Raw genomic sequence first — 26,232 nt, 5'->3', positions numbered from 1 at the left:
TTATATGCTCTCTTTAGAAAAAACTCAATATGAAATTATGAAATTTTGTGAAATTTCTTTCGCTGATTCTTCGCGAAAATTTTTGTATAATATAAATTATGTGACAAGCTGTTACACTTCTCAGTATGAGGTGACTATTTTTGGAATATAAACAAATTAAACCGAAAAAAATTTACGAAGAAGTAGCGGAAACCATTTTTGATATGATTAAAAACGGGGTGTTGAAGCCCGGAGACAAGCTCGATTCTGTTCAGCAGCTAGAAGAGAATTTTCAAGTGGGGCGTGCAGCGATTCGCGAAGCACTGACCGCTTTAAAAGCCATGGGCTTAATTGAACTAAAGCAAGGAGAAGGAACCTACATCCGTGAATTTGACCCGACGATGCTTTCTTTTCCTATTTCCATTGCCGCTCTTATGAAAAAGGAAGATATCGCCTATTTATTGGAGGTCCGCAAACTATTAGAGGTGGGGGCTGCCGGCGTAGCTGCCCGGAAGCGAACAGAAAGGGACTTGAAAGCGATGGAGGAGGCACTCGAACAAATGCGGCAAGGAATCGGCAATGAAGAAATTGGGGAAAAAGCTGATTTCCTCTTCCATATTGCTATTGCAGCAGCATCACAAAATCCCATTTTGGTTAGTCTGATGAACAATATATCAGAAATGATGATAGAAACCATGCGAGAAACAAGACGAATTTGGCTTTTTTCTAAACAAGCAACAAGCGAACAGCTGCTTGAAGAGCATATGAATATTTTTGAAGCGATTCAGCGCCAAGATGTCAATGCTGCACAAGCTCGCATGCTAGAGCATCTATCAAACGTAGAGCAAGTACTAAAAAAATATATTTCTCCTCAAAGCGCCAACTAAAGAAAGATGGCGCTTTATTTTTTTCAAAATTGTTATATAATTATTCATATAGTCATCTGATGACCTGTTTATCTCGCTTCCATATGTGCAGCAAAACAAAAGGGAGCTTTTTTCGGTGGCTAGCCGGTTGAAATCATTGATTTTCCCGTAAACATCGATGATCCCATGCCCACGATTATGTTTTCTTTCAATTCAAGATACACTTCCATACCGAGAAACTCCATCATTTAATACCAAGGAGGGAAGCGCACGATGAAAGTCACGCTGTTTATTACTTGTTTAGTAGATTTATTTCATACCAATGTCGGCAAATCAACCGTCGAGCTACTGGAACGATTAGGATGCGAAGTCGAGTTCCCGGACGCCCAAACCTGCTGTGGACAGCCCGCCTACAATAGCGGATACGTCAAAGAAGCAAAAGAAGCGATGAAGCATATGATTCGTACATTCGAGCATGCAGAATATATTGTTGCTCCCTCTGGCTCATGTGCCACCATGTTTAAAGAATATCCGCAAATTTTCCGCGGAGACAGGGAATGGGAAGCAAAGGCAAAAGCTCTCGCAGCCAAAACATACGAATTGACTCAATTTCTTGTGGAGGTGTTAAAAGTAGAAAATGTCGGGGCTAAGCTTCAAGGAAAAGCAACCTATCATACGTCATGCCATATGACGCGGTTGCTTGGTGTGAAAGAAGCCCCTTTTAAGCTATTAAAACATGTGGAAGGCTTGGAAATGGTTCCGCTTCCGAATGCCCATACCTGTTGTGGCTTTGGCGGTACGTTTTCCGTCAAAATGGGGGACATCTCTGAGCAAATGGTGGATGAAAAAATCCAGCATATTGAAGAAACAGAAGCGGATTATTTAATCGCTGCGGACTGCGGCTGTTTAATGAATATAAAGGGGCGCATCGAACGAGCGCAGAAACCAATTCAAGTGATGCATATTGCAGAAGTGCTTAATCGCCATGAATGAGGGAGGGAAAAAATATGTCGATGAAAATCGGAGAAGAGCCATTTCATGCACGCGTAAAATCAGGAATTGATAATTCATTTATGCGCGGCGCTGTCGCTGGAGCCCAAGAACGATTGCATGCCAGACGGCTAAAGGCCGCTGCGGAGCTCGGCAATTGGGAAGAATGGCGGGCGCTCGGGGAAGAAATTCGCCAACATACACTAGCCAATCTTGATTTTTACTTGTTTCAATTAAGTGAAAACGTTGCCAAGCGCGGAGGACACGTTTTTTTCGCCCAAACTGCCGAAGAAGCTTCACAATACATTCTTGACGTCGCCATGGAAAAGCAAGCCAAAAAAATTGTCAAATCCAAATCGATGGTTACAGAAGAGATCCAGCTGAATGCTGTGCTGGAAAAAGCGGGCTGCGAAGTCATTGAAACGGATCTCGGAGAATACATTTTGCAAATGGATGACCATGATCCCCCTTCCCACATTGTCGCACCCGCCTTGCATAAAAATAAAGAACAAATTCGCGATGTTTTTCGCCAGAAGCTGGCCTATGACAAAACCGAAAAGCCAGAAGAACTGGCCCTTCATGCCCGCCAAACACTGCGCCGGGAGTATTTAAGCGCCGATATCGGCATTACCGGCTGCAATTTCGCCATTGCCGAGTCCGGTTCGATCACGCTTGTTACAAATGAAGGAAATGCCGATTTAGTAACAGCCCTTCCTAAAACGCAGATTACCGTTATGGGCATGGAACGAATTGTGCCGACTTTCGCAGAAATGGAAGTGCTTGTAAGCTTACTCACACGCAGCGCTGTCGGGCAAAAATTAACAAGCTATATTACGGTACTAACCGGCCCTCGCCATCTTGAAGAGGTAGACGGCCCCGAAGAATTTCACCTTGTCATTGTCGATAATGGCCGATCCAATATTTTAGGGACAGAATTTCAACCCGTGCTGCAATGCATTCGCTGCGCGGCCTGTGTCAATGTTTGCCCGGTGTACCGTCATATTGGCGGTCATTCATATGGATCCATTTATTCCGGGCCGATCGGTGCCGTCCTTTCCCCGCTGCTTGGAGGCTATGATGATTATAAAGAACTGCCGTACGCTTCAACATTATGTGCAGCCTGTACGGAAGCATGTCCTGTCAAAATACCGCTTCACGAACTGCTGCATAAGCATCGGCAAGTCATCGTGGAACAAGAAGGAAGAGCCCCTATTTCAGAAAAATTAGCCATGAAAGCATTTGGCTTAGGTGCAGCATCAACGACATTTTACAAACTGGGCTCGAAAATGGCACCAAGTGTCTTGAATCCATTTACAACCAATGAACGCATTTCAAAAGGGCCCGGACCGTTAAAAGCGTGGACAGCGATTCGCGAATTCCCAGCGCCCGAAAAAGAAAGGTTTCGCGATTGGTTTCATCATCGAAAGAAAGCAGGGGATCAGCCATGAAAAGAGGACGTATCCATCGCCGAGAAGCGTTTTTAAATCAAGTTGCCGAGCGGCTTGGACGAAAAGCGTACGCGACAAACGTGCAGGCTCCTCAGTGGCGGCATCAACCGCAATGGACTGTATTTCAAGGGTATAGTGAGGACGATTTGCTAGAAGTATTGAAGACGCAGTGTGCAGCCATCCATACCGATGTATTTGAGACAAACAAAGAACAGCTTCCTCTTACCTTGCAAAAAGTCGTATCCCGTTATGGGGGCGGTCCTGTCGTGACATGGAATGATCCGCGTTTTGCGGAATATGGATTATCCCATCTTTTGTACCATCATTGGCGAAACAGCGGCATTCACGTTCATATATGGGATCCGTCTCTTGGAGCGGTCAATATCACAGAGGCTGAGCAGGCGAATATTGGGATCACTTTTAGCGATATCACATTGGCAGAATCGGGGACCGTCGTCTTATTCAGCGATCGCGGAAAAGGACGCACTGTCAGCTTCTTACCGCAAAACTATATTTGCATCATTCCGAAAAGCACCATCGTTCCCCGAATGACGCAAGCCGCTTTTTATATCCATCAGCAAGTCAAAGCGGGAAAAGAAGTCGCATCATGTATCAATTTCATTACCGGTCCAAGCAATTCAGCCGACATTGAGATGAACTTAGTAGTGGGGGTCCACGGCCCTGTGAAAGCTGCTTATGTGGTCGTAGCAGACGGCTAAGGCTCGAATGGAACTCTAGTACAGAGCCAAACCAACAAAAATAAAGAACCGAACAGCTTCACTAAAGACTAAGCTTTCGTCCGTTAAGCAAGCTGTTCGGTCATTTTTCTTTTAAGCAAGAATCATGTTGCAGCCTGAAGATTTAACAATAGATCAGAACAAATCCACAGCCTTGGATCATCTATTCATGTAGCAAAGGTACAAGCAGCGCCGCTTTCAGGCCTATGAATCGATTGCTAAGAAACAACATCATATAAATCCCCAAATGTGAAAAAATTCATTTTCATCTATAATCCAATGAACCTCTTTGATTTATACTCCGTTGAGAGATAGGAGACCCCGACGGATACGCTAACAATCCTTTTATATCATTCTGCCTTTTTCTCTTTGCGCCTCCGCCTTTTTATTTGTCAAATAAGCGAGGGCCAGTACAAAAATCGTCAAACCCGCAGCAATCGCATAAGAAAGCGGACCTTTTGGCAAATGGAGGAAACTTGTAAACCCCTCATCCTCCATCATCATTTTTCCTCCTGTCCAAGCTAAAATGCCGGACCCAATATACGTAATCCACACATGTTTTTCCATAATGGCCACGATCGCCTTCGAGCCAAAAATCATAATCGGAATGCTGATAGCTACGCCAAATGCAATCATACCAACGTGCCCTTCCGATGCCCCCGCCACAGCGACCACATTATCTAAGCTCATTACTGCATCTGCTACGATAATCGTCCAAATGGCTTTTAAAAGACGATCAGATGATTGAATATTCGCTGTCTCTTCATGCTCAACCAACACTTTATAAGCAATCCAAAGCAATAAAAGTCCGCCAGCTAAATGTACGAATGGGATTTTCAGCAAAAAGACAATGATGGCGGCAAACAAGATCCGCAAAATAACCGCTCCGCCTGTTCCCCAAAAAATTGCCTTATTTTGCTGCTCTTTCGGAAGCTTCCTTGTCGCCATTGCGATCACAATCGCATTATCGCCAGACAAAATAATATCAATAGCAATAATTTTGATTAGTGCTATCCACGCATCATAAGACCATATGGCATCCATATAAAGTTCTCCTTTAAAAAAACTAATATACCTTCCCTCTCATCTTATACGAAACCATCTATCTGGGCAACCTTTCTGTACTATATCCTCCTTCTCTCTATTCCTAAGTTTATCATGCTTACTGTTTTTTCTGAATGTGTCTGTCATATGATGAAAACCGCACATTCATATTTTCATTTTCTCTCGATCAGCACCGGCAAGCCCAGAAGCCATTCAGCTGTTTTCAAGAGAAGGTTGGCACGATTTCTCCTCCAGAACATGCCCATTCCATAAACAAAGAAAAAATAAAACGACAAGCTTACTTACGAACGCTTGTCGTTTTTGGTTTCGATTTTTCCTCACTTATTTAAGAAAATTCAAACATAATCGTTTAGCCACCTTTTAACGGAATATAAGTAGGAGGAAGTTCATCCGTTTGTTATCAATCGGCGTAGGTTGTTGCTATCACATCACCCCTGCTTCTTTCTGCCACTACCCTTCCTGCTTTCAATACCATATGAACGTGATTGACTCCATAATGGTACGGCACATACGCGTAATTTGACGCATCCCAAATAACCAGATCCGCTTTTCTTCCAATTGCAATCCTCCCTGCTTCTTCCCCGCGATGAATCGCATAAGCCGCGTTTACCGTTACTGCGTGCCAAATTTCCTCCGGCGTCATTTTCAGGTTCAATGCCGCAATCGACATAATGAGCTGCAAATTTTCTGTCGGCGAGCTTCCCGGATTAAAATCGGTTGAAAGAGCGACCGCCGCCCCTGCATCAATCATCGACCGCGCTTTCGCATAAGCTTCCTTTCCTAAATAAAAGGACGTCCCTGGCAGGAGGACAGCAATGGTGTTTGACTGAGCCAATTTCCGAATTCCAGCTTCTGATGCTCCCACTAAGTGGTCACCGCTTGCGGCTCCCAATTCAACTGCTAATTCCGTACCGCCAAGGGGATCAATTTCATCCGCGTGAATTTTCACAGCAAATCCTTTTGCCTGGGCAGCCTGCAAAAAGGCACGGGACTGCTCTACAGTAAAAACACCTGTTTCACAAAAAATATCGACAAATTCAGCAAGCTGTTCCGCTTTCACGACATCGAGCAATTCAAGCATCTCCGCCAAAAATTGTTCAGGGTCGTGCTGATATTCAGGAGGAATGGCATGAGCTCCAAGAAAGGTAGAGACCAAATCAATCGGATGCTCTTCCTTCAATCGCTTCACAACACGAAGCTGCTTAAGTTCTGTCTGCCGATCCAGCCCGTACCCGCTTTTCGCTTCAACTGTAGTCATACCATAGGAAAGCATTCGGTCAAGATGAAGCTTTGCTTTTTGAACAAGCTCTTCTTCGCTTGCGTTTCTTGTCGCCGCTACCGTCGATAAAATTCCCCCTCCTCTTTTCAAAATTTCTAAATAAGGGACACCTTGCTGCTTTAGGGTCATTTCCTGTTCGCGCGATCCGCCAAATACTAAATGAGTGTGCGGATCTACAAGCCCTGGAGTCACCAGTCTTCCATCTGCATCTATGACCCGCTCTGCTTGCAGCTGTTCCGCCTGTTTCGCACTGCCGACAAACGCGATTTTTCCATCTTTAACGCCCACGGCTGCATGGTTTAAAACCGAGAGCTTTTTCATCTGTTCCCCTTTTGCCGGCCCCTTCCCTTCCATTGTTAACAGCTGTCCGATATTGGTAATCAGAGTATCGAATAGTTGTCTGGCTGTCATTCATTTTCCTCCTTAAGCATTGGGATTCGAATCTGCTGTTCCTTTGCCATTTCAATAGCTCGTTCGTACCCAGCATCGGCATGACGGATAATCCCCATCCCCGGATCAGTCGTCAAGACCCGTTCAAGACGTTCTTTAGCCAAATCAGTGCCATCTGCGACGACTACCATACCGGCATGGAGAGAGTATCCCATCCCCACTCCACCCCCATGGTGGAAGGAAATCCATGAACCTCCCGCAGCCGTATTGATTAAAGCGTTAAGTACTGCCCAATCGCCTACGGCATCGCTTCCGTCCTTCATCGCCTCCGTTTCGCGGTTTGGCGAGGCGACAGACCCGCAGTCTAAATGATCGCGACCAATGACAATCGGAGCTTTCAGCTCCCCTTTGCGCACAAGCTCATTTATCGCAAGCCCCATCTTGACACGCTCTCCGTATCCTAACCAGCAAATGCGCGCTGGAAGCCCTTGAAACGCCACTCTCTTTTGCGCCATGTCAATCCAGCGGATAAGCGACTCATTTTCCGGAAACAGCTCTTTAATGAGTTCATCTGTACGATAAATATCGGCCGGATCACCAGATAACGCTGCCCAACGGAACGGGCCTTTTCCTTCGCAAAACAGCGGGCGAATATAAGCTGGAACAAAGCCCGGAAACGCAAAAGCCTTTTCGACTCCCTCGTCTTTGGCCACTTGGCGGATATTATTTCCATAATCAAACACAATGGCACCGCGTGTTTGAAACTCAAGCATCGCTTCAACATGTTTCGCCATGCTTTGTTTCGAACGGCGGACATATTCTTCTGGATCATTTTTTCGCAACTCGCGCGCTTCGTCTAATGACAGGCCAGTCGGAACATAGCCGTTCAACGGATCATGTGCCGAAGTTTGATCTGTCACAATATCCACCTTCACTTCACGCTTTAACAGCTCATGATGCACTTCCGCCGCATTGCCGATTAATCCAATGGAAAGTGGTTCTCCTTTTTCCTTTGCTTCATACGCCCAAAGCAGCGCCTCATCAAGCGAGGCCGTCATCCGATCACAATATTTAGTATCCAATCGTTTTTGAATGCGTTGAGGATCCACCTCCACTGCAATCACGACGCCGCCATTCATCGTCACAGCCAAAGGCTGAGCCCCGCCCATGCCGCCAAGTCCGGCTGTCAGCGTCAACGTTCCTTTTAATGTGCCGCCGAAATGCTTTTTCGCCACTGCGGCAAAGGTTTCGTACGTGCCTTGTAAAATTCCTTGCGTGCCGATGTAAATCCAGCTTCCCGCGGTCATTTGTCCATACATGATGAGTCCTTTTTTATCTAACTCATTAAAATATTCCCAATTCGCCCATTTTGGCACAAGCACGGAATTCGACAGCAGTACTCGCGGGGCACGCTCATGAGTTTTAAAAACACCAACAGGTTTTCCTGATTGAATTAAAAGCGTTTCATCCTTTTCTAGCTCTCTTAACGCTTTCACAATCGCGTCAAACGCCTCCCAATTTCGCGCTGCTTTCCCAATTCCTCCGTATACAATGAGATCTTCCGGCTTCTCTGCCACCTCCGGATCCAAATTATTATACAGCATGCGAAGCACTGCTTCTTGCTCCCATCCCTTGCATTCCAGCTGCAAACCTTTTTTCGCTCGAATATTGCGCGAGATCATTTGACTCATCGTTTTCCTTCCTCCTCATGAATATTGATTAACAGGTGCGGGGTGAACGAGAAAAAAAGACTGATCCACTTCCTTCAGCCACTTTGCGGCCGCTTCTATATCTTTAGAAAACACGCGGTCTTTTGTAATCGATGGTACAATTTGACGCGTCGCTTCATAAAACGCTCTTGTCTTCGCAGCCATTTTGTCTACTCCGCGATGTTCAACCGCCTGCATCGCACAAATCAACTCAATCGCGAGTACCCTGCGCACATTTTGCAAAATGGCATAAGCGTGCCGGGAAGCAATGGTTCCCATGCTGACATGGTCCTCTTGATTAGCTGATGATGGAATAGAGTCCACGCTGGCTGGATGAGCGAGCGTTTTATTTTCTGAGACAAGCGCCGCCGCCGCATATTGCATAATCATGGCACCTGATTGCAAGCCAGGAGCTGGGCTCAAAAACGGCGGCAAATCACTCAGCTGCGGGTTGACGAGTCGTTCGATCCTCCGCTCGGAAATATTGGCCAGCTCGGCGAGCGCAATTTTCATAAAATCCAGCGCTAACGCAATCGGTTGACCATGAAAGTTGCCACCAGAGATCACAGACGCTCCATCATCAAAAATTAATGGGTTGTCAGTGGCGGCGTTCATTTCAATTTCCAATTTTTCTTTTACATAATCAAGCGCCTGCCATGAAGCGCCATGTACTTGCGGAATACAACGAAGCGAATAAGCATCTTGTACGCGCAGCTGCCCTTGTTTAGTCACGAGACGGCTGTCAGCTAAATAGGTGCGAATCCTTGCGGCTACTTCCGTCTGTTGATGATAGCCGCGAGCAAGATGGACTCGTTCATCAAATGCATCCATAATTCCCTGTAGCCCTTCCAGAGTCATGGCTGCAATGAGTTCGCTTTCATATGCCAGCTGTTCAGCTTCTAAATACCCGACAACTCCCATCGCTGTCATCGCCTGCGTGCCATTGATCAGCGCTAATCCCTCTTTCGCCTTTAAGGTAATGGGAGTGAGTCCTTCTTCTGCAAGAGCTTCCATAGCAGGCACTTGCTGTCCGCGATAAAATACTTCTCCTTCACCAAGCAGCGCCAATACTAAGTGAGACAGCGGCGCCAAATCTCCGCTCGCGCCTAACGAACCTTGCTGCGGAATGACGGGATGAATTTTGGCATTTAACAAATCCAACAGCCGTTCAATGACAACCGGGCGAACACCTGAATATCCTTTCAAGAGAGCGTTAGCCCGCAATAGCAGCATAGCGCGCGAAACAGACTCCGGAAATGGTTCACCCACTCCGCATGCATGAGAATGGATTAAATTCCACTGCAGCTCCTCCACATCGTTTGCTTCAATTAATACGTCGCTGAACTTCCCAAATCCTGTATTGATTCCATATACCACCTTTTTCTTGCTAACAATCTCCTCGACTGCTTTCCGGCTCCGTTCGACCGCCTCCATACTATCTGTGGAGGCGATGACCACTTCCCCGTCGTATAGCACGCGCTTCACTTCGTTTAATGTCAACGTATGGCCGGTTAAAATCACCATTCGCTCCATCCCCCTTTGCTTTAGCAAAATAAAGGAGGAGGCCCTACCCACATCATTTATCGTTGTGGTACAGCCTCCTCCTGAACTTATCACTTTAGGCTATCCTATATATGACATGCTCCCACCACCTACGCTGACGTTAAGAGATGGGAACTTCTCGGATAATCCCTTCCTTAATGAAGAGAAGTGAACCGAGCAATTTCCATGTGTCCCACGGTTCTGTGCTGCTTTAACACTTCCTAACCATTGATAAAATGGTTAAATATGGTTTACCCCAAGACCAATCGTTTCATGCTCAAGCCCGCGAATGGGCGCTCCGATCGTTCCGTATAAAGCCACAGCGATCCATTCTCCTTCTGCCTCATTTTCATAAGGAGTCCCTCGCATCACGGCAAAACGAAGGCCGACCGTTCTCATGAGCCCACCCAATTCCACTTGGCCCCTTGTTACTCCTTGCACCGCTTCTAGCACAGCATGATACAGCGCATGCATTTCCCGATACAAGTCTCCATTTACAATGCCGTTTCGCTTCGCTGCCGTTTCAACGGCTGAAACAATTTTTTGCAGGTCCATAGAGCCGACTTTCCCTTTGCAATAACGCCAATTAAGCGCATTCAAATGGGCAATGAGCCCATGTTCTTCCTCATCCTCCAGCATGGCCATCAAAATAGCATTGCGGCCTACTCGATTTTTGGCTTGCTTAAGCACGAAAATCAACACCTATTGCTTAAATTTTCTAAATAAACTAATAGCTTATTGATATTGTAACGGCTTTGCTTGTAAATTGTCAATGAAAAAATACCATATTTTAACAAATTAATAAACTACCATATTACTTGGCTAAAGTCGATATTCGCTGTGCTTTAAGAAATGGTCTTCTACCAAACCTTGGTATCCGATCTAGAATCACGAGATGTTTGCTAATCCAGCATAATGATCCTAGAGTGAATTTTCTAGAATTGGACAACAGTTCCCCTATATTATGGGAAAACCTCAGCTTCAACAATATAGGGATTGCGTTTCCTGAAGATGGATTCATCCTTCTTTTCATTTTATGAAGGTCAATCCCACATGTTTGCATAACAAAACGAGCCAAAGGATGTCCTTCGGTTTCCTTCTCCTTTCTAAATTAGATGCTGCAGTGGTATTTACAGAATAAAAATGCCCATTCCTTTCTGCATATGCAACTAAAAAATCAGTAGCTCTGTTCATTCGCAAAACATGCTAATATGACAAGCACCTTTACTCTTGTTTTATTGCTTCGCGATTTCTTTATACAAGGTCCTTCCTTTTTCAACATATTGTTTCATCTCGGGTTCCGGTACAAGGTTTCCTCCAGTAGCCCAGCATAAATGGGTCGCCTGTTTTATGCTTTTGGACAATTGACGCTGTTCTATATACGATGTTCCTTTCATAAACAAAGAAACAGGGCCATAGACTCCCGCCAGTGCAGACGGCTCCAGTGCAATGTCTTCTTGATCTTTCATAAGTGCTAGGAGCATCAATAAATGCCGATCTGCTACCGTATAAATGCCACTGATCAGCTTTTCTACCGCTTTGCCGACAAATCGAGATGGGCGGCCGACCGCAAGTCCATCCGCTTCTGTTCGGCCGTCAATCCCAAAATCTTGAACACATACTTGATCATGCATCCCTGTCATCATTCCTAATAACATGCATGGCGAATGCGTCGGCTCAGCAAAAAAACAATGAACCGCATCGCCAAACATGAGTTTCAATCCAAACGCAATACCGCCCGGCGCCCCTCCGACCCCACATGGGAGATAAACAAACAGAGGATGTTCGTGATCCACGACAATCCCTTTTTCCGCGAATTGCTGTTTAAGGCGCAAAGCCGCAACTGCATAGCCAAGAAATAAATCGGCTGAATTTTCATCATCAATAAAATAGTTATTCAGATCGCTTTCTGCCTCTCTTCTTCCTTGTTCCACTGCCGTGCTGTAATCGGCTGAATGCTCAATCACGTGCGCGCCATTTTTTCGCAGCAAATCTTTTTTCCATTGTTTTGCTTCCGCCGACATGTGCACATTGACGCGAAAACCGAGCTTGGTTCCCATGATGCCGATGCTCAAACCAAGATTTCCTGTCGATCCAACCGTAATCGTGTACTGTGAAAAGAACGATCGGAACGCATCGCCCGCTAACACCGAATAGTCCTCTTCGCGCGACAAAAGCCCATGTTGTAATGCAAGCGCTTCGGCATGCTTCAATACTTCGTAAATTCCTCCTCTTGCTTTAATCGATCCAGCAATCGGCAAATGGCTGTCGCATTTTAGCAGCATTTTACCCGGTACATGCTGGCCAAATACCTTACCTAATAGCTGCTGCATCCCGCTTATTTCCAACAGCGATGATTCGATGATTCCGTTTGCCTGCCTGGTTTCTGGAAAAACAGTGGCAATGAATGGAGCAAAACGCTTCAGTCTCTCTTCAGCTTCCTGTACGTCATGCAAATGAAAAGATCGTTCGCTTATTGCCGCATGAAACGGCTGATAGACTGGATTGAACCAGAACGCTTCCTCCAATGATATTAGTTGCTCCAGCAATGGATAATCCTTCAACCAATCCTTAAGCTCTTTTCCATGAATCATCTGTGTCATCCTATCCACCTTCCCTTCTATATATCACTATACCGGATTACCATTCATTTTTCTGTAATGTAAAAAACAATCTTTCGTTTACATATTTTTCAAATTATGATATCATAATGATATAATCCATAATAAGGAGATGATTTTTATGAGAGAAAGCAAGGCTTGGTACGTAAACGGATTTTTAGGCATTTTGTTTATTCTCCTTTTCCTCATTGTCGCCGCTATCTCACTTTTACAACAAATGCTAATGCCTGCCATTGTACTTGCTGTATTGGCTGTTTTATTAGCAACAGGGATCACGATTGTTGAACCGAATCAAGCAAAAGTCGTCACTTTTTTTGGTCGCTACTTGGGAAGTATTCGCGATAGCGGCTTGTTTCTCACCATTCCGTTGACACGTCGCCAAACCGTGTCTCTCCGCGTCCGCAACTTTAACAGCAGTACATTGAAAGTTAACGATATTGAAGGGAATCCAATTGAAATTGCTGCCGTCATCGTCTTTAAAGTGATTGATTCTGCTAAAGCTGTTTTCGATGTCGACAATTATGAAAAGTTCGTTGCTGTGCAAAGCGAAACAGCGATCCGCCACGTAGCGACGAAATACCCATACGACACTTTTGAGCATGAAGAGATTACGTTAAGAGGAAATGCCGATATCATCTCTGATGTTCTCGCTACCGAATTGCAAGAACGTCTCAAAGTCGCTGGCGTTCAAGTAGTGGAAGCTCGCCTCAGCCATCTCGCCTACTCTCCAGAGATTGCTAGTGCGATGCTGCAACGGCAACAAGCAGCCGCTATTTTAGCCGCGCGCAAGAAGATTGTTGAAGGGGCTGTGTCTATGGCGCAAATGGCGATTGAACAGCTTGAGAAAGAGGGAGTTTTAGAATTAGACGATGAAAGAAAAGCAAACATGGTTAATAATCTAATGGTGGCGATCGTCTCTGAGCGAGCTGCACAGCCGGTTATTAATACTGGTAGTTTATATTGATGGTTGTGAGTCTTATGGCCAAAAAGAAAAATTTCCCATTAAGAATCGATCCGCACTTATACGAGGTGCTTGAACGTTGGGCACAAGACGAATTCCGCAGCGTCAACGCTCACATCGAGTTTTTATTGCGAGAAGCGGCCCGTAAAGAAGGCCGTTTAAAAAAAGAGGGAAAAAAAGAACAGGAATAAACCGCCATTTCTCTCTTTTTATTAAAACTTCAAGCTGCAAAGTGAAGAGGTCATCTCCCGACGGTCAGTCACGCTTTGACATGATCAAAACTCTTCCGACCCTTGATTTTTGCAGATATTGTTCGTTTCATCTGTATGTAAACGCCTGAGCAGCGAACCGCTTCCTCGATCAAAGAATAGTCCTCGAAGCGATGCTGTTCAGGTTTTTTCTTGTATTCGAATGACAGCAGCAAACCACAGCCCTCTCCAGTCATCGACATCGCCAGGTCATTCAAAAATTCCCTAACATATAGGTCCCAATAGAAAACTCGATCTTCATCAGACATTTCAAGGCTAGATGATTTTTTCAGTCATGACGAATTTCCAAAAGAATACAATAGTAATAGCAGTGGATGATAAGCCCAAGATGCGAGTCACTATTCTATCCTTTATCATCCTTCAGCAGAATCGATGCAGCCACTTCATCAGGTTCCTCACCGATTATGCGACTCTCCTCCTTCTCCCTGTCATTTCATCTCAAACATCTCTCCTTCATTCGATTACAGAAACAGCAGCTGATGAGGTGGTTGATCATCATCAAACACCGATACTTGGCAAAATTTTTTTGCGGTGGTGAGAAACGAAAAATGGAAAACTACCATACTGTCCTAGAGGCTATCACTTCCTCACAAAAACAAGGAATACTGGCGATCATTGTCCATGTCGAGGGGTCGGCATACCAAAAGGAAGGAGCGTGCATGTGGATAGATGAGGAAGGTTACATAACAGGGCTCATTAGCGGCGGATGTCTCGAAGAAGCCCTTTCCATCCAAGCACAAGAAATATGGCAAAGCCAACGGCCGACCATTGCTACGTTTGATCTTAAACAGGAAGATGATTTGTCATGGGGGCAAGGTGTCGGGTGCAACGGAACGATTCATCTTTTATTGCTGCCTATCACGGAACAGCTGAGAGCCGATTTGTTAACAGTCAAAAGACATTTAGAACAAAACCAACACGTTTTAATGGCAAAAAAATGGGGAGAAGCGGCAACTGACGAGAATAGCTGGCTATTTTTAGCTGAAAATGGACAGCGATGGGGAAATGTTGAATATGAAATTCCTGCCGACCTATTAAACCAACTGCATGCTGTCGGCACGTTTCAAACAAAGAATGGGATTTTCACTATTTCTGGGGCTTCTTTTTATTTGCAGCACTTTTGGCCCAAACCGCGCCTTATTATTTTTGGAGCGAACCATGATGTCAAACCGCTCGTGTCATTTGCCAAGCAGACGGGGTTTTCTGTCACTGTCGTCGATTGGCGGCCTGCTCTTTGCTGCCCCGAGCAGATTCCAGATGCCGATCAGTGGATGGTTGGCTTTCCGAAAGAAGCAATCCCTCAGCTTCGTTTATGCGAACGAGATTTTGTCGTGATTATGACCCATCAGTTTCAGCGTGACCAAGAGCTTGTGTCTCTTCTTAGCCAACAGCCACTATTCTATTGTGGCATTTTAGGACCGAAAAGGCGCACCGCACGCCTCTTTCCCGATTTCTCCATTCCCGATGGTATCCATTCGCCAATTGGACTTTCCATCGGTGCGCGCGGCCCTGAAGAAATTGCGATCAGCATTTTAGCAGAAATGATTCATGTGCTGCGAAAACAACCATCTCCAGAAGGGGGAATAAGATGAAAGCTCCTCGAACCGTCGGGATTTACTTAGCCGCTGGAAAAAGTGCAAGAATGGGAACGGATAAACGATTGCTTCCATTTGCTGACTATTCTCTCGGATCCACTGCCTTACAAGCAGCCGTATTGTCTTCCCTTTCTCACATTCTTGTGATTGTGCCTATGGAGGATTCACTTGACTGGATGCTATATGAATTACGTCATCATGAAAAATGCATCATCATTCGTTGCGCTTCTGATTGGGGATTCGCCCATTCATTGCGATGCGGACTCCATCTTGCTATCAAGCTTCATGCTGAAGCAGCCGTGGTAATGCTAGCCGATCAACCATTTATTACAGCTGCTATGATTAATGATCTTATCAACGCTTATTGCCAACATCGCACCGATTATGTCGCTTTTTCATCCAAATCGAGGCCTTCTCCGCCCATTCTCTTTAGCGCTGCTTTATTCTCTGAACTGCTCGACATTTATGGTGACGAGGGAGCACGCCAGCTGTTTCGCAAGAATAGCCACTGGAATGGAAGGTTACTAACAGCCAATGACATGGACTTGTTTTTCGATATTGATACATTCGTAGACTATGAAACAGCGATCAGGCGCTGGAATCAAAAAAGGAGGGTTTATCATGATCGGAAAGAGCGTCATTCGCAAAGAGGCTTGGGATAAAGTAACTGGGCGGGCCAAATATACTCATGATAAGCTGCAGCAAGGCATGCTGCACGCCCATCTTGTTACAAGCCCTTATGCTCACGCTCTTATTCACGAAATTCACTTCGAAAAAGCGCTCTCCGTTCCAGGAGTGCGCGCTGTCGTGACAGGAAAAGGACTTCCTCTGACAGGAGAGGATTTACGAGACCGGCCGCCAATCGCTTTTGATAAAGTGCGTTATCATGGTGAAGTAGTGGCGATCGTAGTCGCCGATACCCCTATACAAGCAGAGAAGGGAGCCAATCTGGTTCAAATCGTATACGAGCCGCTCCCAACGGTCGGTTCGCCACGTGCCGCATTACAAGCTGACGCCCCGTTGATTCATGAAAATCTAGGAAGCTATGAAAAAAATGATCACACTTATCCTGAACCGAATACGAATATCGCCCACCGCACCAAAATTCGCAAAGGCAATATGGAAAAAGGCTGGAGCGAAAGCGAAGTCGTGATTGAGACCAGCGTCGCATTTTCCCCCTCAGATCATTTAGCGATGGAAACAAGATGTGCAACAGCCGAAATTTTTCCGGACGGAAGGATTGAGATCACCGCCTCTACCCAGTCGCCATTTATGATCAAAAAACTAATCAGTACTTATTTTGGCGAAGATGTCGGAAAAGTGGTTGTGCATACGCCTTTGGTCGGCGGGGGTTACGGAGGAAAGGCACCCGTTCAATTAGAACTGCTCGCTTATTTAGCCTCTAAAGCAGTGAGAGGCCGTAAAGTCAGCGTTTGGAATACAAGGGAACAGGACATGATTACATCGCCCGTGCACATCGGAATGGAGGCGACTGTCAAGCTCGGTTGTACAAAGGATGGAATGATAAAGGCGGCTGAAATATTGTTTTTATTTGACGGAGGAGCCTACTCTGATAAAGCGATTGATGTCACTCGTGCTGCCGCAGTAGATTGCACAGGGCCCTATCGCATTGAAAATGTATGGTGCGATTCGCTCTGTATCTATACGAACCATCCATACGCCTCGCCTTTTCGTAGCTTTGGCCATTGTGAACAAGCCTTTGCCATTGAACGGGCCATGGATATATTAGCTAAAAAGCTGGGCATGGATAAGCTCGAGCTGCGGCTGAAAAATGCGATTTTGCCCGGCCATACGACTCCGACCCGCGTCCTTCTTAATCGAAGCAATGTCGGCAATTTGCCCGCTTGCATCAAACGGCTGCGCGAGCTCATTCAGTGGGATCAATGGCAGCGAATCGAACTAAATGCCCGCACTGTTCGCGCCAAGGGTGTAAGCTGCTCCTGGAAAACATCCACGATTGACACCGAGGCCAGCTCCGGTGCGATTGTAACTTTCAACCCTGATGGAAGCGTTAATCTCATGTCCGGCGTTGTCGAAATCGGCACAGGCTCTAAAACGGTTCTTGCCCAAATTCTTGCTGAAAAGCTAAAAATGGACATTGATGATATTCACGTAAAAATGGATATCGACACGCAAAGCACACCAGAGCATTGGAAAACAGTCGCCAGTCGCGGCACATTTATGGGGGGGCGAGCTGTGTTAAATGCAGCCGAAGATGCCATTCGGCAGTTAAAAGCGATCGCTGCTTGTGTGCTCCGCTCCCCCATCGAAGATTTAGAAGTCGGCTACGGCAAAGTATTTGTACGCGATGATCCTGCTATTTTTATTCCGATCAAAGATATTGCTTATGGCTATAAATATCCGAACGGAAACGCGATTGGCGGACAAATTATTGGACGCGGCAATTACACGTTGCGTCATTTAACTCCTCTTGATAAGGAAACAGGAGCAGGGAAGCCCGGCCCAGAGTGGACGGTATGTGCCCATGCAGTAGAAATTGAATTCGATAAACGCGATTGCACCTATCAAATTCTTAAAGCCGTATCGGTCGTTGATATCGGGGAAGTGCTCAATTGGAAAGCAGCGATCGGACAGATCATCGGGGCAATGAGCATGGGGCTGAGCTTTGCCAGCCGCGAAACCTTTTTATTTGACCGATATGAGCGCGTATTAAATCCACAGATACGGACCTATCAGCCAATCCGCTTTGGCGAGCATCCAGAATATATAGCCGATTTTATCAAAACACCTCAAATAGATGCGCCTTATGGAGCACGAGGCGCTGGAGAGCACGGTCTCATCGGCATTCCTGCAGCACTGGCCAATGCCTTATCAATCGCTGCTGGCGTTCCTCTTAACAAATTGCCGCTGTTCCCTGAACAAATTTGGCGAGCGCAAAAGGGGAAATAATATGGTTTCATTTGATTTCACATACCATCGTCCATCATCAATCGAAGAGGCCGTTCAGTTATTTGCATCGCTTCAGCGTCAAGGAAAAACGCCCATCTATTATAGCGGAGGAACAGAAATCATTACCCTCTCGCGCCTAAATCTTGTATTTGCAGATGCCGTTATTGATATCAAGCACATTCCAGAATGCCAGTCATTTGACATTTCACAAAATCAATTAGTACTCGGCACCGCTCTTACTCTTACCGCTATTGAGGAAACAAACGCATTTCCGCTATTAGCCAAGGCGGCAAGTGAAATTGCAGATCGCACGGCGCGCAATCAGATTACGCTTGGAGGCAACATTTGCGGCCAAATTTTTTACCGTGAAACCGTACTGCCTCTTTTACTTGTAGACAGTGATATTGTGATTGCTGGAAAATCGGGGGTTCAGCAAAGACCGATTCATGAAGTCTTCCAGCAAAGCATCCAACTGCAGCCTGGGGAGTTTCTTGTGCAAGTCAAAATGAATGCGGCATATTTAACGATGCCCCATGTCCATATGAAACGCCGAAAACAGGGCAAGGTTGGCTACCCGCTCGTCACCGTTTCCGCTTTAAAAAAAGGAAATGAACTCCGCACTGCTTTTAGCGGCGTCTGTCCATTTCCATTTCGTTCGCCAAAAGTAGAAGAGATGTTAAATGCCCGCCATCTTCCGATCGACGCACGAATCGACTATGCGTTACAGCAATTGCCCGAGCCGATTTTAGATGATATCGAAGGTTCAACGGAATATCGTTTATTTGTGTTAAAAAATACACTTTGGGACATTCTTACTGAACTGGAGGAGTCCGAAAGATGAATTCATCATCCAAATGTGAAATACCGCTTACTGTCAATGGAGAGAAATACTCCGTCATAGCCAGACAAGCGGATACGCTTCTTTTTGTTCTTCGCAATCACCTTGGTTTGACAGGAGCCAAGCCGGGTTGTTTAAACGGTGATTGCGGTGCATGCACCGTATTGATGGCTAAAACTCCGATTAAATCGTGCATGATACTAGCCATTGAAGCCATTGGAAAATCCGTTACAACCATTGAGGGATTGCGCGATACCCCTATCCAACAAGCATTTGTCGAACATTTCGCCTTTCAATGCGGATATTGCACGTCCGGTTTTATTATGAACGCCCATGCTCTTGTTGAAAGTACGCCGAACGCCTCGGACCCAATCATTGAAAAATGGCTTGAATCCAATGTTTGCCGTTGCACCAGCTACTTTGAAATCGAGCAAGCGGTCAAATCTGTGCTCGCAGAAAAGCAAGCAAGCAAAGACTGATTACTTTTTAGCCTTTCCCGCCATATTGGCCGGGAAAGGCTTTTCTGCGAATGAACCAGATGCTCTTTCTTATTTGCTTCATACGCACCCCGTGATCCGTCAGCAAGACAAATCCATGTCCCTATTGAGCTTGATCATTGATAAAGTCTCGAACCGGTTTCAACAAACTCCTTCGCTTTTCGCTTCATCCCGTCCTCTTTTATGCTTTTTTGCAAATCATGGGAAATTTTCATCGAACAAAATTTGGGACCGCACATGGAACAAAAATGAGCCACCTTCGCCCCTTCCGCCGGGAGTGTCTCATCGTGATGTTCCCTAGCCCGTTCCGGGTCCAGCGAGAGATGGAATTGGTCGTTCCAACGAAACTCAAAGCGCGCTTTCGACAGCGCATCATCCCGCATTTGCGCCCCTGGATGCCCTTTCGCTAAGTCAGCAGCATGCGCCGCAATTTTATAAGCAATCACTCCTTGGCGCACATCCTCCTTATTCGGCAATCCTAAATGCTCTTTCGGCGTCACATAACAAAGCATCGCGGTTCCATACCAGCCGATCATTGCCGCACCGATCGCTGATGTAATATGGTCATATCCCGGGGCGATATCCGTCGTCAGCGGACCAAGCGTATAAAATGGCGCACCATGGCAAATCTCCATCTGCCTGTCGACATTTTCTTTGATTTTATCCATCGGCACATGCCCAGGCCCTTCAATCATCACTTGGACATCATGCTTCCATGCTATTTGAGTGAGCTCGCCAAGCGTCTCTAATTCTGCAAATTGCGCTTCATCATTCGCATCGGCAATCGATCCAGGCCGCAAACCGTCTCCTAACGATATGGCGATATCATAGGACTTTAAAATTTCGCAAATTTCCTCAAAATGAGTGTATAAGAAATTTTCCTGATGATGGGCCAAACACCATTGCGCCATAATCGAGCCACCGCGCGACACAATTCCTGTTGTTCTTCCAATGGTCAACGGTATATAACGAAGCAATACCCCAGCGTGAATCGTAAAATAGTCAACTCCTTGTTCAGCCTGCTCAATCAGTGTATCGCGATAAACTTCCCACGATAAATCTTCAACTATTCCATTCACCTTTTCCAACGCTTGATAGATCGGAACCGTCCCAACTGGAACAGGGGAATTGCGAATAATAAACTCTCTCGTCGTATGAATCTGCTTTCCTGTTGATAAATCCATGATCGTATCTGCTCCCCAGCGGACAGCCCAGAGCATTTTCTCCACTTCTTCATCAATTGATGAAGTGACGGCTGAATTGCCGATATTAGCGTTAATTTTGACATGAAAACGTCTCCCAATAATCATTGGTTCACTTTCCGGATGGTTGATGTTGGCTGGGATAATCGCCCGCCCGGCCGCGATCTCTTGACGGACCAGCTCCGGATCCATCTGCTCCCGAATAGCGACAAATTCCATCTCCGGAGTAATGATCCCGCGTTTCGCATAATGCATTTGTGTGACTGCCTTGCCATTTTTGGCACGTAGCGGCGTCCGCTTAAAGGGAAGATAGACGTTCGATTCCTTTCCTTTTGAGAGACCGTTGTCCTCTGGACGCACGGGCCGTCCTTCATATTCCTCGACATCGTCTCTTTCTAAAATCCAACGCTTGCGCAGTTCAGGAAGCCCGCGGTAAATATCCGCTTGAAATTCCGTGTCGGTATACGGTCCGCTTGTGTCATATACACAGATCGGATCGTTTTTAGACTCTCCGGCTTCCGTCTTGGTTGGGCTTAGCGTAATTTCACGCATAGGAACGCGAATATCAGGACACGATCCTTCTACATACACTTTTTTACTGGCTGGAAACGGCATAGAAGATAAAACGTTTTGCATGCAACCCTTCCTCCTTTTTGTTTCATTCGATCTAAGGGCTACACCAAAACGTACGAAAAAAAGACGGTGGGGAAAAAGCAAAAATCGGGTTCTCCAAAAAGAGAACCCGATGGAATCAACAAATAGCGCAAAGTATATGCAACAATCCATACTCCCACTATCTACTTCCCTACGCTGGCATAACCCAGATCAGGTTCAAAGGGTCAAAGAACTTTCGCGCGTTCTTCTCTCAGTCCAAGCTATTGGACTCCCCTAGTAGATCCATTATTTACTTTTAGGGAAAGTTTAGCATATTTATTCATTTATGTAAACATTTTTCTTATGTTTTCCTATACCCGAAATTTCCCTAATAGATTCTGCATTTCTCCAGCCATTTCATTCAGCGCAGAAGCAGAAGAAGCGATTTCTTCCATAGAAGCCATCTGTTCTTGGGTCGCTGCTGAAATATGGCTAGAGCCCGCTGACGATTGCTCCACGATTTCTGCCATATGTTCAATGGCTGAAGCAACGTTCTGGGCGCTTTGCGTCATTTGGCGAATCACGACTGAAACTCCTTCAATTTGTTCATTGACCCCGTTAATAGATTGCCGGATTTGTTCAAAAGAAAGTCCGGCTGTTTGAACGACATGAAGCCCTTGAGAAACTTCATCGGCAACAACATCCATTGACCCAATGGCTTTATCGGTTTCTTGTTGAATGTCATCAATTAATTTTGTAATTTGCTGGGCGGATTGTGCCGATTGCTCCGCCAGCTTTCTCACTTCATCAGCGACAACGGCAAATCCCTTCCCTTGCTCTCCCGCCCGCGCTGCCTCGATTGCCGCATTTAATGCGAGCAAGTTGGTTTGTGAAGAAATCCCTGTGATGACTTGCGTGATTTGGCCGATTTCAGTAGAACGTTCTCCTAATCCTTTAATGATTTGACCGAGCAATTGGACATGCTCATGAATAAAACGCATTTGCTCTTCCATTTTTTCAATCGATTGTTTTCCTGCTGCCGCTTTCATCAACATTTCGCCTGCATTCGTAGTCACCTGTTCTGTATTCGCAGCGACTTGCAGTAAGGAACTGGAAATTTCATTCATGGAATAAGACGTTTCTTTTGTCATCTTGGCTTGTTGGTCTGAGTGAGATACGATGTTTTCCATGGTTGTTGCAATTTGTTCCGTCGCTTTTGTTGTTTGCTCCGTATTATGGGAAAGCTGCTCGGCAAATAACGTCATCTCATCTGAATGGCGCTTCATATGCGCCATGACCTCACCCCATGTTTTGGCCATTTCGTTCATGCAAAGAGCGATCGGCCTCAGTTCTTTGACACTCTCCACAGGAACTCGCACAGATAAATCGCCTTCCGTCATTTTTTCTAAATAGTCATTAATGATCGCAATCGGTGCAACAAAACGACGATAATTCAAAGTAGCTGACAAAATACCTAGAACAATTCCAAATAATGCCGTCCCTGCTATGGTCCATCCAAAAGCGGAACCGCTGATCCCGTTTCCTAAGCATACCGCTAGAGCAATTAGCACCACTCCAGGAATAACAACCATCAGAGTGCGAATAATATAGCTTGATAGTGACACCTTTGTTCCCTCCGAATTTTCAGTCAATTCATAAATATTATATCATTCCTTTTCTACAAAACGGAAGATAATTTTTATTATAGTATACTTTTAAAAACCGACATATTAAGACATATAAATTATATATTCGCTCTTATTATTTTATAAATATAACGAACAACGACTATTTGATTCTTCACTTATTCCATTTCGTCTCATGAAGCATTGGGCATTTCTCTAGGACTATCGCATGCTGAATATTTTCCTCGTAGCGGATCTGCTTGCTCCATGTGACAGAAATCGGCAAGAGCCTGCTTTTCAGTGCGCAAAAATGGAGGCAGCCCTCCCCTAGCTATCTATTTCTCCCTCTTTGCAAAATCACAGCGATTGATTGCTCCTGTTATCAACTCTGACTTCGCATTCCACTTCAGCGCTGGCGTTTCCCTTGAATCAGACGAAACAAAAGTGGTAAAATCACGAAAAAAAGGAGCCAATATTATCCCATGAAACAGGGGAAAACGCCTCCCTCCTTTTCCATGGGCGGGAATACCTACCCCCCTTCTCGGCAAAGTGTAGGTGGGAAGCGTTCAAAAAAGGAAAGGGGATTAACGATGATCGGATTCATTGGTCTAGGACTTATGGGAAGCCGTATGGCAAGAAATTTACTTGAAAGCGGGTATGAGCTTATCGTCCATAACCGCACAAAAGAAAAAGCCGCTCCGCTGTTAGAAGCAGGAGCAAAGTGGGCCAATTCGCCGAAAGAAGCCGCTGAACAAGCCGATGTACTCTTTACGATGCTTGCCCATCCAAAAGCGGTTGAAGCCGCTGCTTTTGGGGAAAACGGCTTTTTGCATCATTTATCGCCAGAAAAGCTGTGGGTGGACTGCAGCACGGTGGATCCGTCCTTTACGCTCCAAATGGCAGAAGAGGCCAGAAAGCGAGGCATTCACTTTTTAGATGCTCCTGTCTCCGGCTCGGTGATTCCGGCCGAAAAAGGAGAGTTAGTCTTTTTTGTAGGCGGGGATCCGAAAGATCTTAAGAAAGTGGAACCGATGTTGAATGTCATGGGGAAAGCGATCCATTATCAAAGAGAAAATGGCAAAGGAACAGCCATGAAGCTTGTCGTGAATCTAATGCTCGCTCATTCAATGGCAGCTTTCGCGGAGGCGGTCACACTTGGCGAAGCGCTTGGTTTAGAGACAGAAACGGTTGTCAACACGCTTCTGAACGGTCCGACCGCTGCCCCCTTTTTAAGCGGGAAACGCGAAAAAATTCTTCAGCGCCAGTTCGCAACAGAATTCCCGCTTGCATATATGCAAAAGGATTTACAGCTGATCGCCCAAGCCGCTTATGAGCATCACATTTCTTTGCCGCTTACGAATGTCGCCAAAGAAATCTATGGCCTCGCCAGCCAGAATGGATGGGCTCAGGAAGATTTTTCAGCGATTTATTCGTTTTTATCAATCAAAAGAAAATAACCGCCTGTCTCCATAAACAGCGCAGCGACAGGCAGCGGATGATATTCCTTTATTCATCGTTTATGATTCATATGGGCGGCTTTGATAAAAGAAATTCGGCACAACGACCGTATTGTCATAGTTTTTATGAAAAATGTGCGTTGTCGCTGGTGAAACAGGAGGAATCAGCCACGTCCAATCCCCTGTGACATGGCGGCACGCTTCTCGTTCTTTCTGCTCAAACAATTTAAATTGCTGGGCGGCTGTATGGTGGTCGACCATACTGACACCCGCTTTTTTATAAGAATAAAGCACAGCCATGTTTAATTCAATTAATGCTTTATCCTTCCAAAGTGTTGCATTTGTACTCATATCAAGCCCCATGCAAGAAGCGATCTTTGGAAGCATATTGTAACGGTAATCGTCAGCCAAATTGCGCGCCCCGATTTCCGTTTCCATATACCATCCGTTAAATGGCGCAGCCATGTAGCGAATGCCGCCAATTTCCAGACACATATCAGAAATAATCGGCACCGCATACCATTTTAACTGCAGATCCCGAAACCATGAAAAGCTCGGATGTTCCAGCGGCACTTCTAACACAAGCTCTTTTGGAATTTCGAACCATTTCGGCTGTTTTCCTGAAACTTGAATAACAAGCGGCAAGATATCAAAATGGGTGCGTTCCCCTTCCCAGCCGAGCTGTTGGCACGCCTTTGTCAACGTAAGCGAGGCAGAATCGCCAATGATTCCGTCCCTTGTCTCATAGCCGGCATAACGGATTAATTGATGGTTCCAAATACGAACGGTCCCATCCGGTTTAAAGACGGTAATCGTCGGCCGGATCTTTCCATTGTTTGTCGCAAACTCAATATGGTGCAATAAATGGGCAGCCACATCCTCTTCTGTTTCAGCATGCCTAACATCGATGACCTGCAACGTCTGCCAAAACAAGCGACCGATGCAGCGGTTGCTGTTGCGCCACGCCATTTTGGCACCATGCTCCAGCTCTTCATACGTATGGCTATAAGTGCCCGTTTGCTCCATTTCATCGCGGATTTGCTGCAAACGCTGGCTGATTGTTTCTTCACTTTTTCCCAATTCCTGATAGCACAACCGAATAAACTGCACTGCTTCATTCCATAACCGTTCTTGATTGCGCAATATACGTCCCTCAATTTCCTTGTGTTTTTTCATCTGTTCGTCCAAAGTGATGTTAGTCTAAAAAGTGGACATGGAGAACAGGGAGATTATAATAAACTTAATTCCAATAGGTTCGAGGTGTCCAATCATGAAAAAGAGAACATTTGACAAAGAGTACAAGATTCAAGCGGTTGAGTTATGCTTGGAGGGGGACAAGTCCATCGCCCAAGTGGCAAAAGAGTTAGGTTTGGCTTACAACACTCTTCACCGTTGGGTGAAAGAATACAAAGAAAGCAACGGAAAGAGTTTTGTGGGTTCAGGCAACATCAAGCCACAAAATCAAGAAATCATTGAGTTACGCCGTCGTAATCAAGAGTTGGAGGAGGAATTAGCGATCCTAAAAAAGGCGTTAGGCATCTTCACCAGAAACCAGAAGTAATTTACGCATTCATTTTTCAACACCGAAACGAATTTCGCGTGGTGAAGATGTGTCAAGTGCTCGGTGTTTCAAGAAG

22 protein-coding genes and 1 riboswitch are annotated in these 26,232 nt (G+C 45.6%); of the genes, 13 read left to right on the top strand and 9 right to left on the bottom strand.

The genetic code is table 11. The features are described 5' to 3' along the window. Nucleotides 1-140: 140 nt before the first annotated feature. The 4 genes from B6A27_RS01405 to B6A27_RS01390 all read left to right on the top strand — a co-directional run bounded on the left by B6A27_RS01405 (nt 141) and on the right by B6A27_RS01390 (nt 4,002). Nucleotides 141-866 (top strand): FadR/GntR family transcriptional regulator, encoded by a 726-nt coding sequence (locus B6A27_RS01405; protein WP_080859747.1) that lies wholly within the window; start codon nt 141-143, stop codon nt 864-866. 252 nt (nt 867-1,118) lie between these two features. Beyond that, nucleotides 1,119-1,838 (top strand): (Fe-S)-binding protein, encoded by a 720-nt coding sequence (locus tag B6A27_RS01400; protein WP_080859744.1) that lies wholly within the window; start codon nt 1,119-1,121, stop codon nt 1,836-1,838. A gap of 14 nt (nt 1,839-1,852) precedes the next feature. Further along, the gene (locus tag B6A27_RS01395; protein ID WP_080859742.1) at nt 1,853-3,283 is read left to right on the top strand and encodes a LutB/LldF family L-lactate oxidation iron-sulfur protein; all 1,431 of its coding nucleotides are present in this window, start codon (nt 1,853-1,855) and stop codon (nt 3,281-3,283) included. Further along, nucleotides 3,280-4,002: a LutC/YkgG family protein gene (locus B6A27_RS01390; RefSeq protein ID WP_080859740.1), complete on the top strand. Its 723-nt coding sequence runs from the start codon at nt 3,280-3,282 to the stop codon at nt 4,000-4,002. The genes B6A27_RS01395 and B6A27_RS01390 overlap by 4 nt, the downstream gene beginning before the upstream one ends. 363 nt (nt 4,003-4,365) lie before the next feature. On the opposite strand, the gene B6A27_RS01385 is transcribed toward B6A27_RS01390, so the two are convergent. The 6 genes from B6A27_RS01385 to B6A27_RS01360 all read right to left on the bottom strand — a co-directional run bounded on the left by B6A27_RS01385 (nt 4,366) and on the right by B6A27_RS01360 (nt 12,599). Next, nucleotides 4,366-5,064, bottom strand: coding sequence for a TerC family protein (locus tag B6A27_RS01385; protein WP_044743879.1), 699 nt, complete (start codon nt 5,062-5,064; stop codon nt 4,366-4,368). A 421-nt stretch (nt 5,065-5,485) separates the two neighbouring features. Then, nucleotides 5,486-6,775 (bottom strand): imidazolonepropionase, encoded by a 1,290-nt coding sequence (hutI, locus tag B6A27_RS01380; RefSeq protein ID WP_080859738.1) that lies wholly within the window; start codon nt 6,773-6,775, stop codon nt 5,486-5,488. Further along, nucleotides 6,772-8,436: a urocanate hydratase gene (gene hutU / locus B6A27_RS01375; RefSeq protein ID WP_201722538.1), complete on the bottom strand. Its 1,665-nt coding sequence runs from the start codon at nt 8,434-8,436 to the stop codon at nt 6,772-6,774. Before hutU ends, hutI begins: the two co-directional genes overlap by 4 nt. Nucleotides 8,437-8,460: 24 nt before the next feature. Continuing rightward, a complete protein-coding gene (gene hutH / locus B6A27_RS01370) occupies nt 8,461-9,987 on the bottom strand; it encodes a histidine ammonia-lyase (RefSeq protein ID WP_066146619.1) in 1,527 nt (508 codons plus the stop codon). A 258-nt stretch (nt 9,988-10,245) separates the two neighbouring features. Continuing rightward, complete coding sequence (gene hutP, locus B6A27_RS01365; protein WP_080859734.1) at nt 10,246-10,695, bottom strand: histidine utilization transcription antiterminator HutP; 450 nt, start codon at nt 10,693-10,695, stop codon at nt 10,246-10,248. 545 nt (nt 10,696-11,240) lie between these two features. After that, nucleotides 11,241-12,599, bottom strand: a complete 1,359-nt coding sequence (locus tag B6A27_RS01360) for a D-serine ammonia-lyase (RefSeq protein WP_080859799.1) — start codon at nt 12,597-12,599, stop codon at nt 11,241-11,243. 148 nt (nt 12,600-12,747) lie between these two features. Here B6A27_RS01360 and B6A27_RS01355 point away from each other — a divergent pair, with 148 nt between their 5' ends. The 7 genes from B6A27_RS01355 (at nt 12,748) to B6A27_RS01320 (ending at nt 19,699) form a co-directional block, all read left to right on the top strand. Then, nucleotides 12,748-13,590 (top strand): SPFH domain-containing protein, encoded by an 843-nt coding sequence (locus B6A27_RS01355; protein ID WP_044743885.1) that lies wholly within the window; start codon nt 12,748-12,750, stop codon nt 13,588-13,590. 14 nt (nt 13,591-13,604) lie between these two features. Further along, entirely contained in the window at nt 13,605-13,778 is a 174-nt protein-coding gene (locus tag B6A27_RS01350; RefSeq protein WP_044743904.1) for a type II toxin-antitoxin system antitoxin, read from the top strand. 626 nt (nt 13,779-14,404) lie between these two features. Further along, nucleotides 14,405-15,448 (top strand): XdhC family protein, encoded by a 1,044-nt coding sequence (locus B6A27_RS01340; RefSeq protein ID WP_080859797.1) that lies wholly within the window; start codon nt 14,405-14,407, stop codon nt 15,446-15,448. Beyond that, nucleotides 15,445-16,113 (top strand): NTP transferase domain-containing protein, encoded by a 669-nt coding sequence (locus tag B6A27_RS01335; protein WP_080859731.1) that lies wholly within the window; start codon nt 15,445-15,447, stop codon nt 16,111-16,113. The genes B6A27_RS01340 and B6A27_RS01335 overlap by 4 nt, the downstream gene beginning before the upstream one ends. Beyond that, a complete protein-coding gene (locus B6A27_RS01330; RefSeq protein ID WP_080859795.1) occupies nt 16,070-18,382 on the top strand; it encodes a xanthine dehydrogenase family protein molybdopterin-binding subunit in 2,313 nt (770 codons plus the stop codon). Before B6A27_RS01335 ends, B6A27_RS01330 begins: the two co-directional genes overlap by 44 nt. A 1-nt stretch (nt 18,383) precedes the next feature. After that, a complete protein-coding gene (locus B6A27_RS01325; protein ID WP_080859730.1) occupies nt 18,384-19,223 on the top strand; it encodes an FAD binding domain-containing protein in 840 nt (279 codons plus the stop codon). Next, nucleotides 19,220-19,699 carry a (2Fe-2S)-binding protein gene (locus B6A27_RS01320; RefSeq protein ID WP_080859728.1) on the top strand — a complete coding sequence of 160 codons (480 nt, stop codon included), beginning with the start codon at nt 19,220-19,222 and terminating at the stop codon, nt 19,697-19,699. Before B6A27_RS01325 ends, B6A27_RS01320 begins: the two co-directional genes overlap by 4 nt. Nucleotides 19,700-19,833: 134 nt before the next feature. Here the strand turns inward: B6A27_RS01320 and thiC are convergent, their stop codons facing one another. Together thiC and B6A27_RS01310 are read right to left on the bottom strand one after the other, a co-directional pair. After that, nucleotides 19,834-21,555 (bottom strand): phosphomethylpyrimidine synthase ThiC, encoded by a 1,722-nt coding sequence (gene thiC, locus B6A27_RS01315; RefSeq protein WP_080859726.1) that lies wholly within the window; start codon nt 21,553-21,555, stop codon nt 19,834-19,836. Nucleotides 21,556-21,704: 149 nt separating this feature from the next. Further along, nucleotides 21,705-21,819: riboswitch (TPP riboswitch) on the bottom strand. A 65-nt stretch (nt 21,820-21,884) separates the two neighbouring features. Further along, nucleotides 21,885-23,138, bottom strand: coding sequence for a methyl-accepting chemotaxis protein (locus B6A27_RS01310; protein WP_080859724.1), 1,254 nt, complete (start codon nt 23,136-23,138; stop codon nt 21,885-21,887). A 590-nt stretch (nt 23,139-23,728) separates the two neighbouring features. Between B6A27_RS01310 and B6A27_RS01305 the strand changes: the two genes are divergently transcribed. Next, complete coding sequence (locus tag B6A27_RS01305; RefSeq protein ID WP_080859721.1) at nt 23,729-24,595, top strand: NAD(P)-dependent oxidoreductase; 867 nt, start codon at nt 23,729-23,731, stop codon at nt 24,593-24,595. 60 nt (nt 24,596-24,655) lie between these two features. On the opposite strand, the gene B6A27_RS01300 is transcribed toward B6A27_RS01305, so the two are convergent. Further along, nucleotides 24,656-25,771 carry a nitric oxide synthase oxygenase gene (locus B6A27_RS01300; protein ID WP_080859719.1) on the bottom strand — a complete coding sequence of 372 codons (1,116 nt, stop codon included), beginning with the start codon at nt 25,769-25,771 and terminating at the stop codon, nt 24,656-24,658. 94 nt (nt 25,772-25,865) lie between these two features. On the opposite strand from B6A27_RS01300, the gene B6A27_RS01295 reads away from it, so the two are divergent. Further along, a complete protein-coding gene (locus tag B6A27_RS01295; RefSeq protein ID WP_161491016.1) occupies nt 25,866-26,156 on the top strand; it encodes a transposase in 291 nt (96 codons plus the stop codon). Nucleotides 26,157-26,232 lie beyond the last annotated feature (76 nt).

Origin of the sequence: Anoxybacillus sp. UARK-01 (assembly GCF_002075365.1) — a bacterium.
GTDB classification, from domain to species: domain Bacteria; phylum Bacillota; class Bacilli; order Bacillales; family Anoxybacillaceae; genus Anoxybacteroides; species Anoxybacteroides rupiense.
The sequence above is the reverse complement of the archived record's forward strand: the minus strand, read 5'-3'. Positions and strand labels throughout refer to the sequence as shown.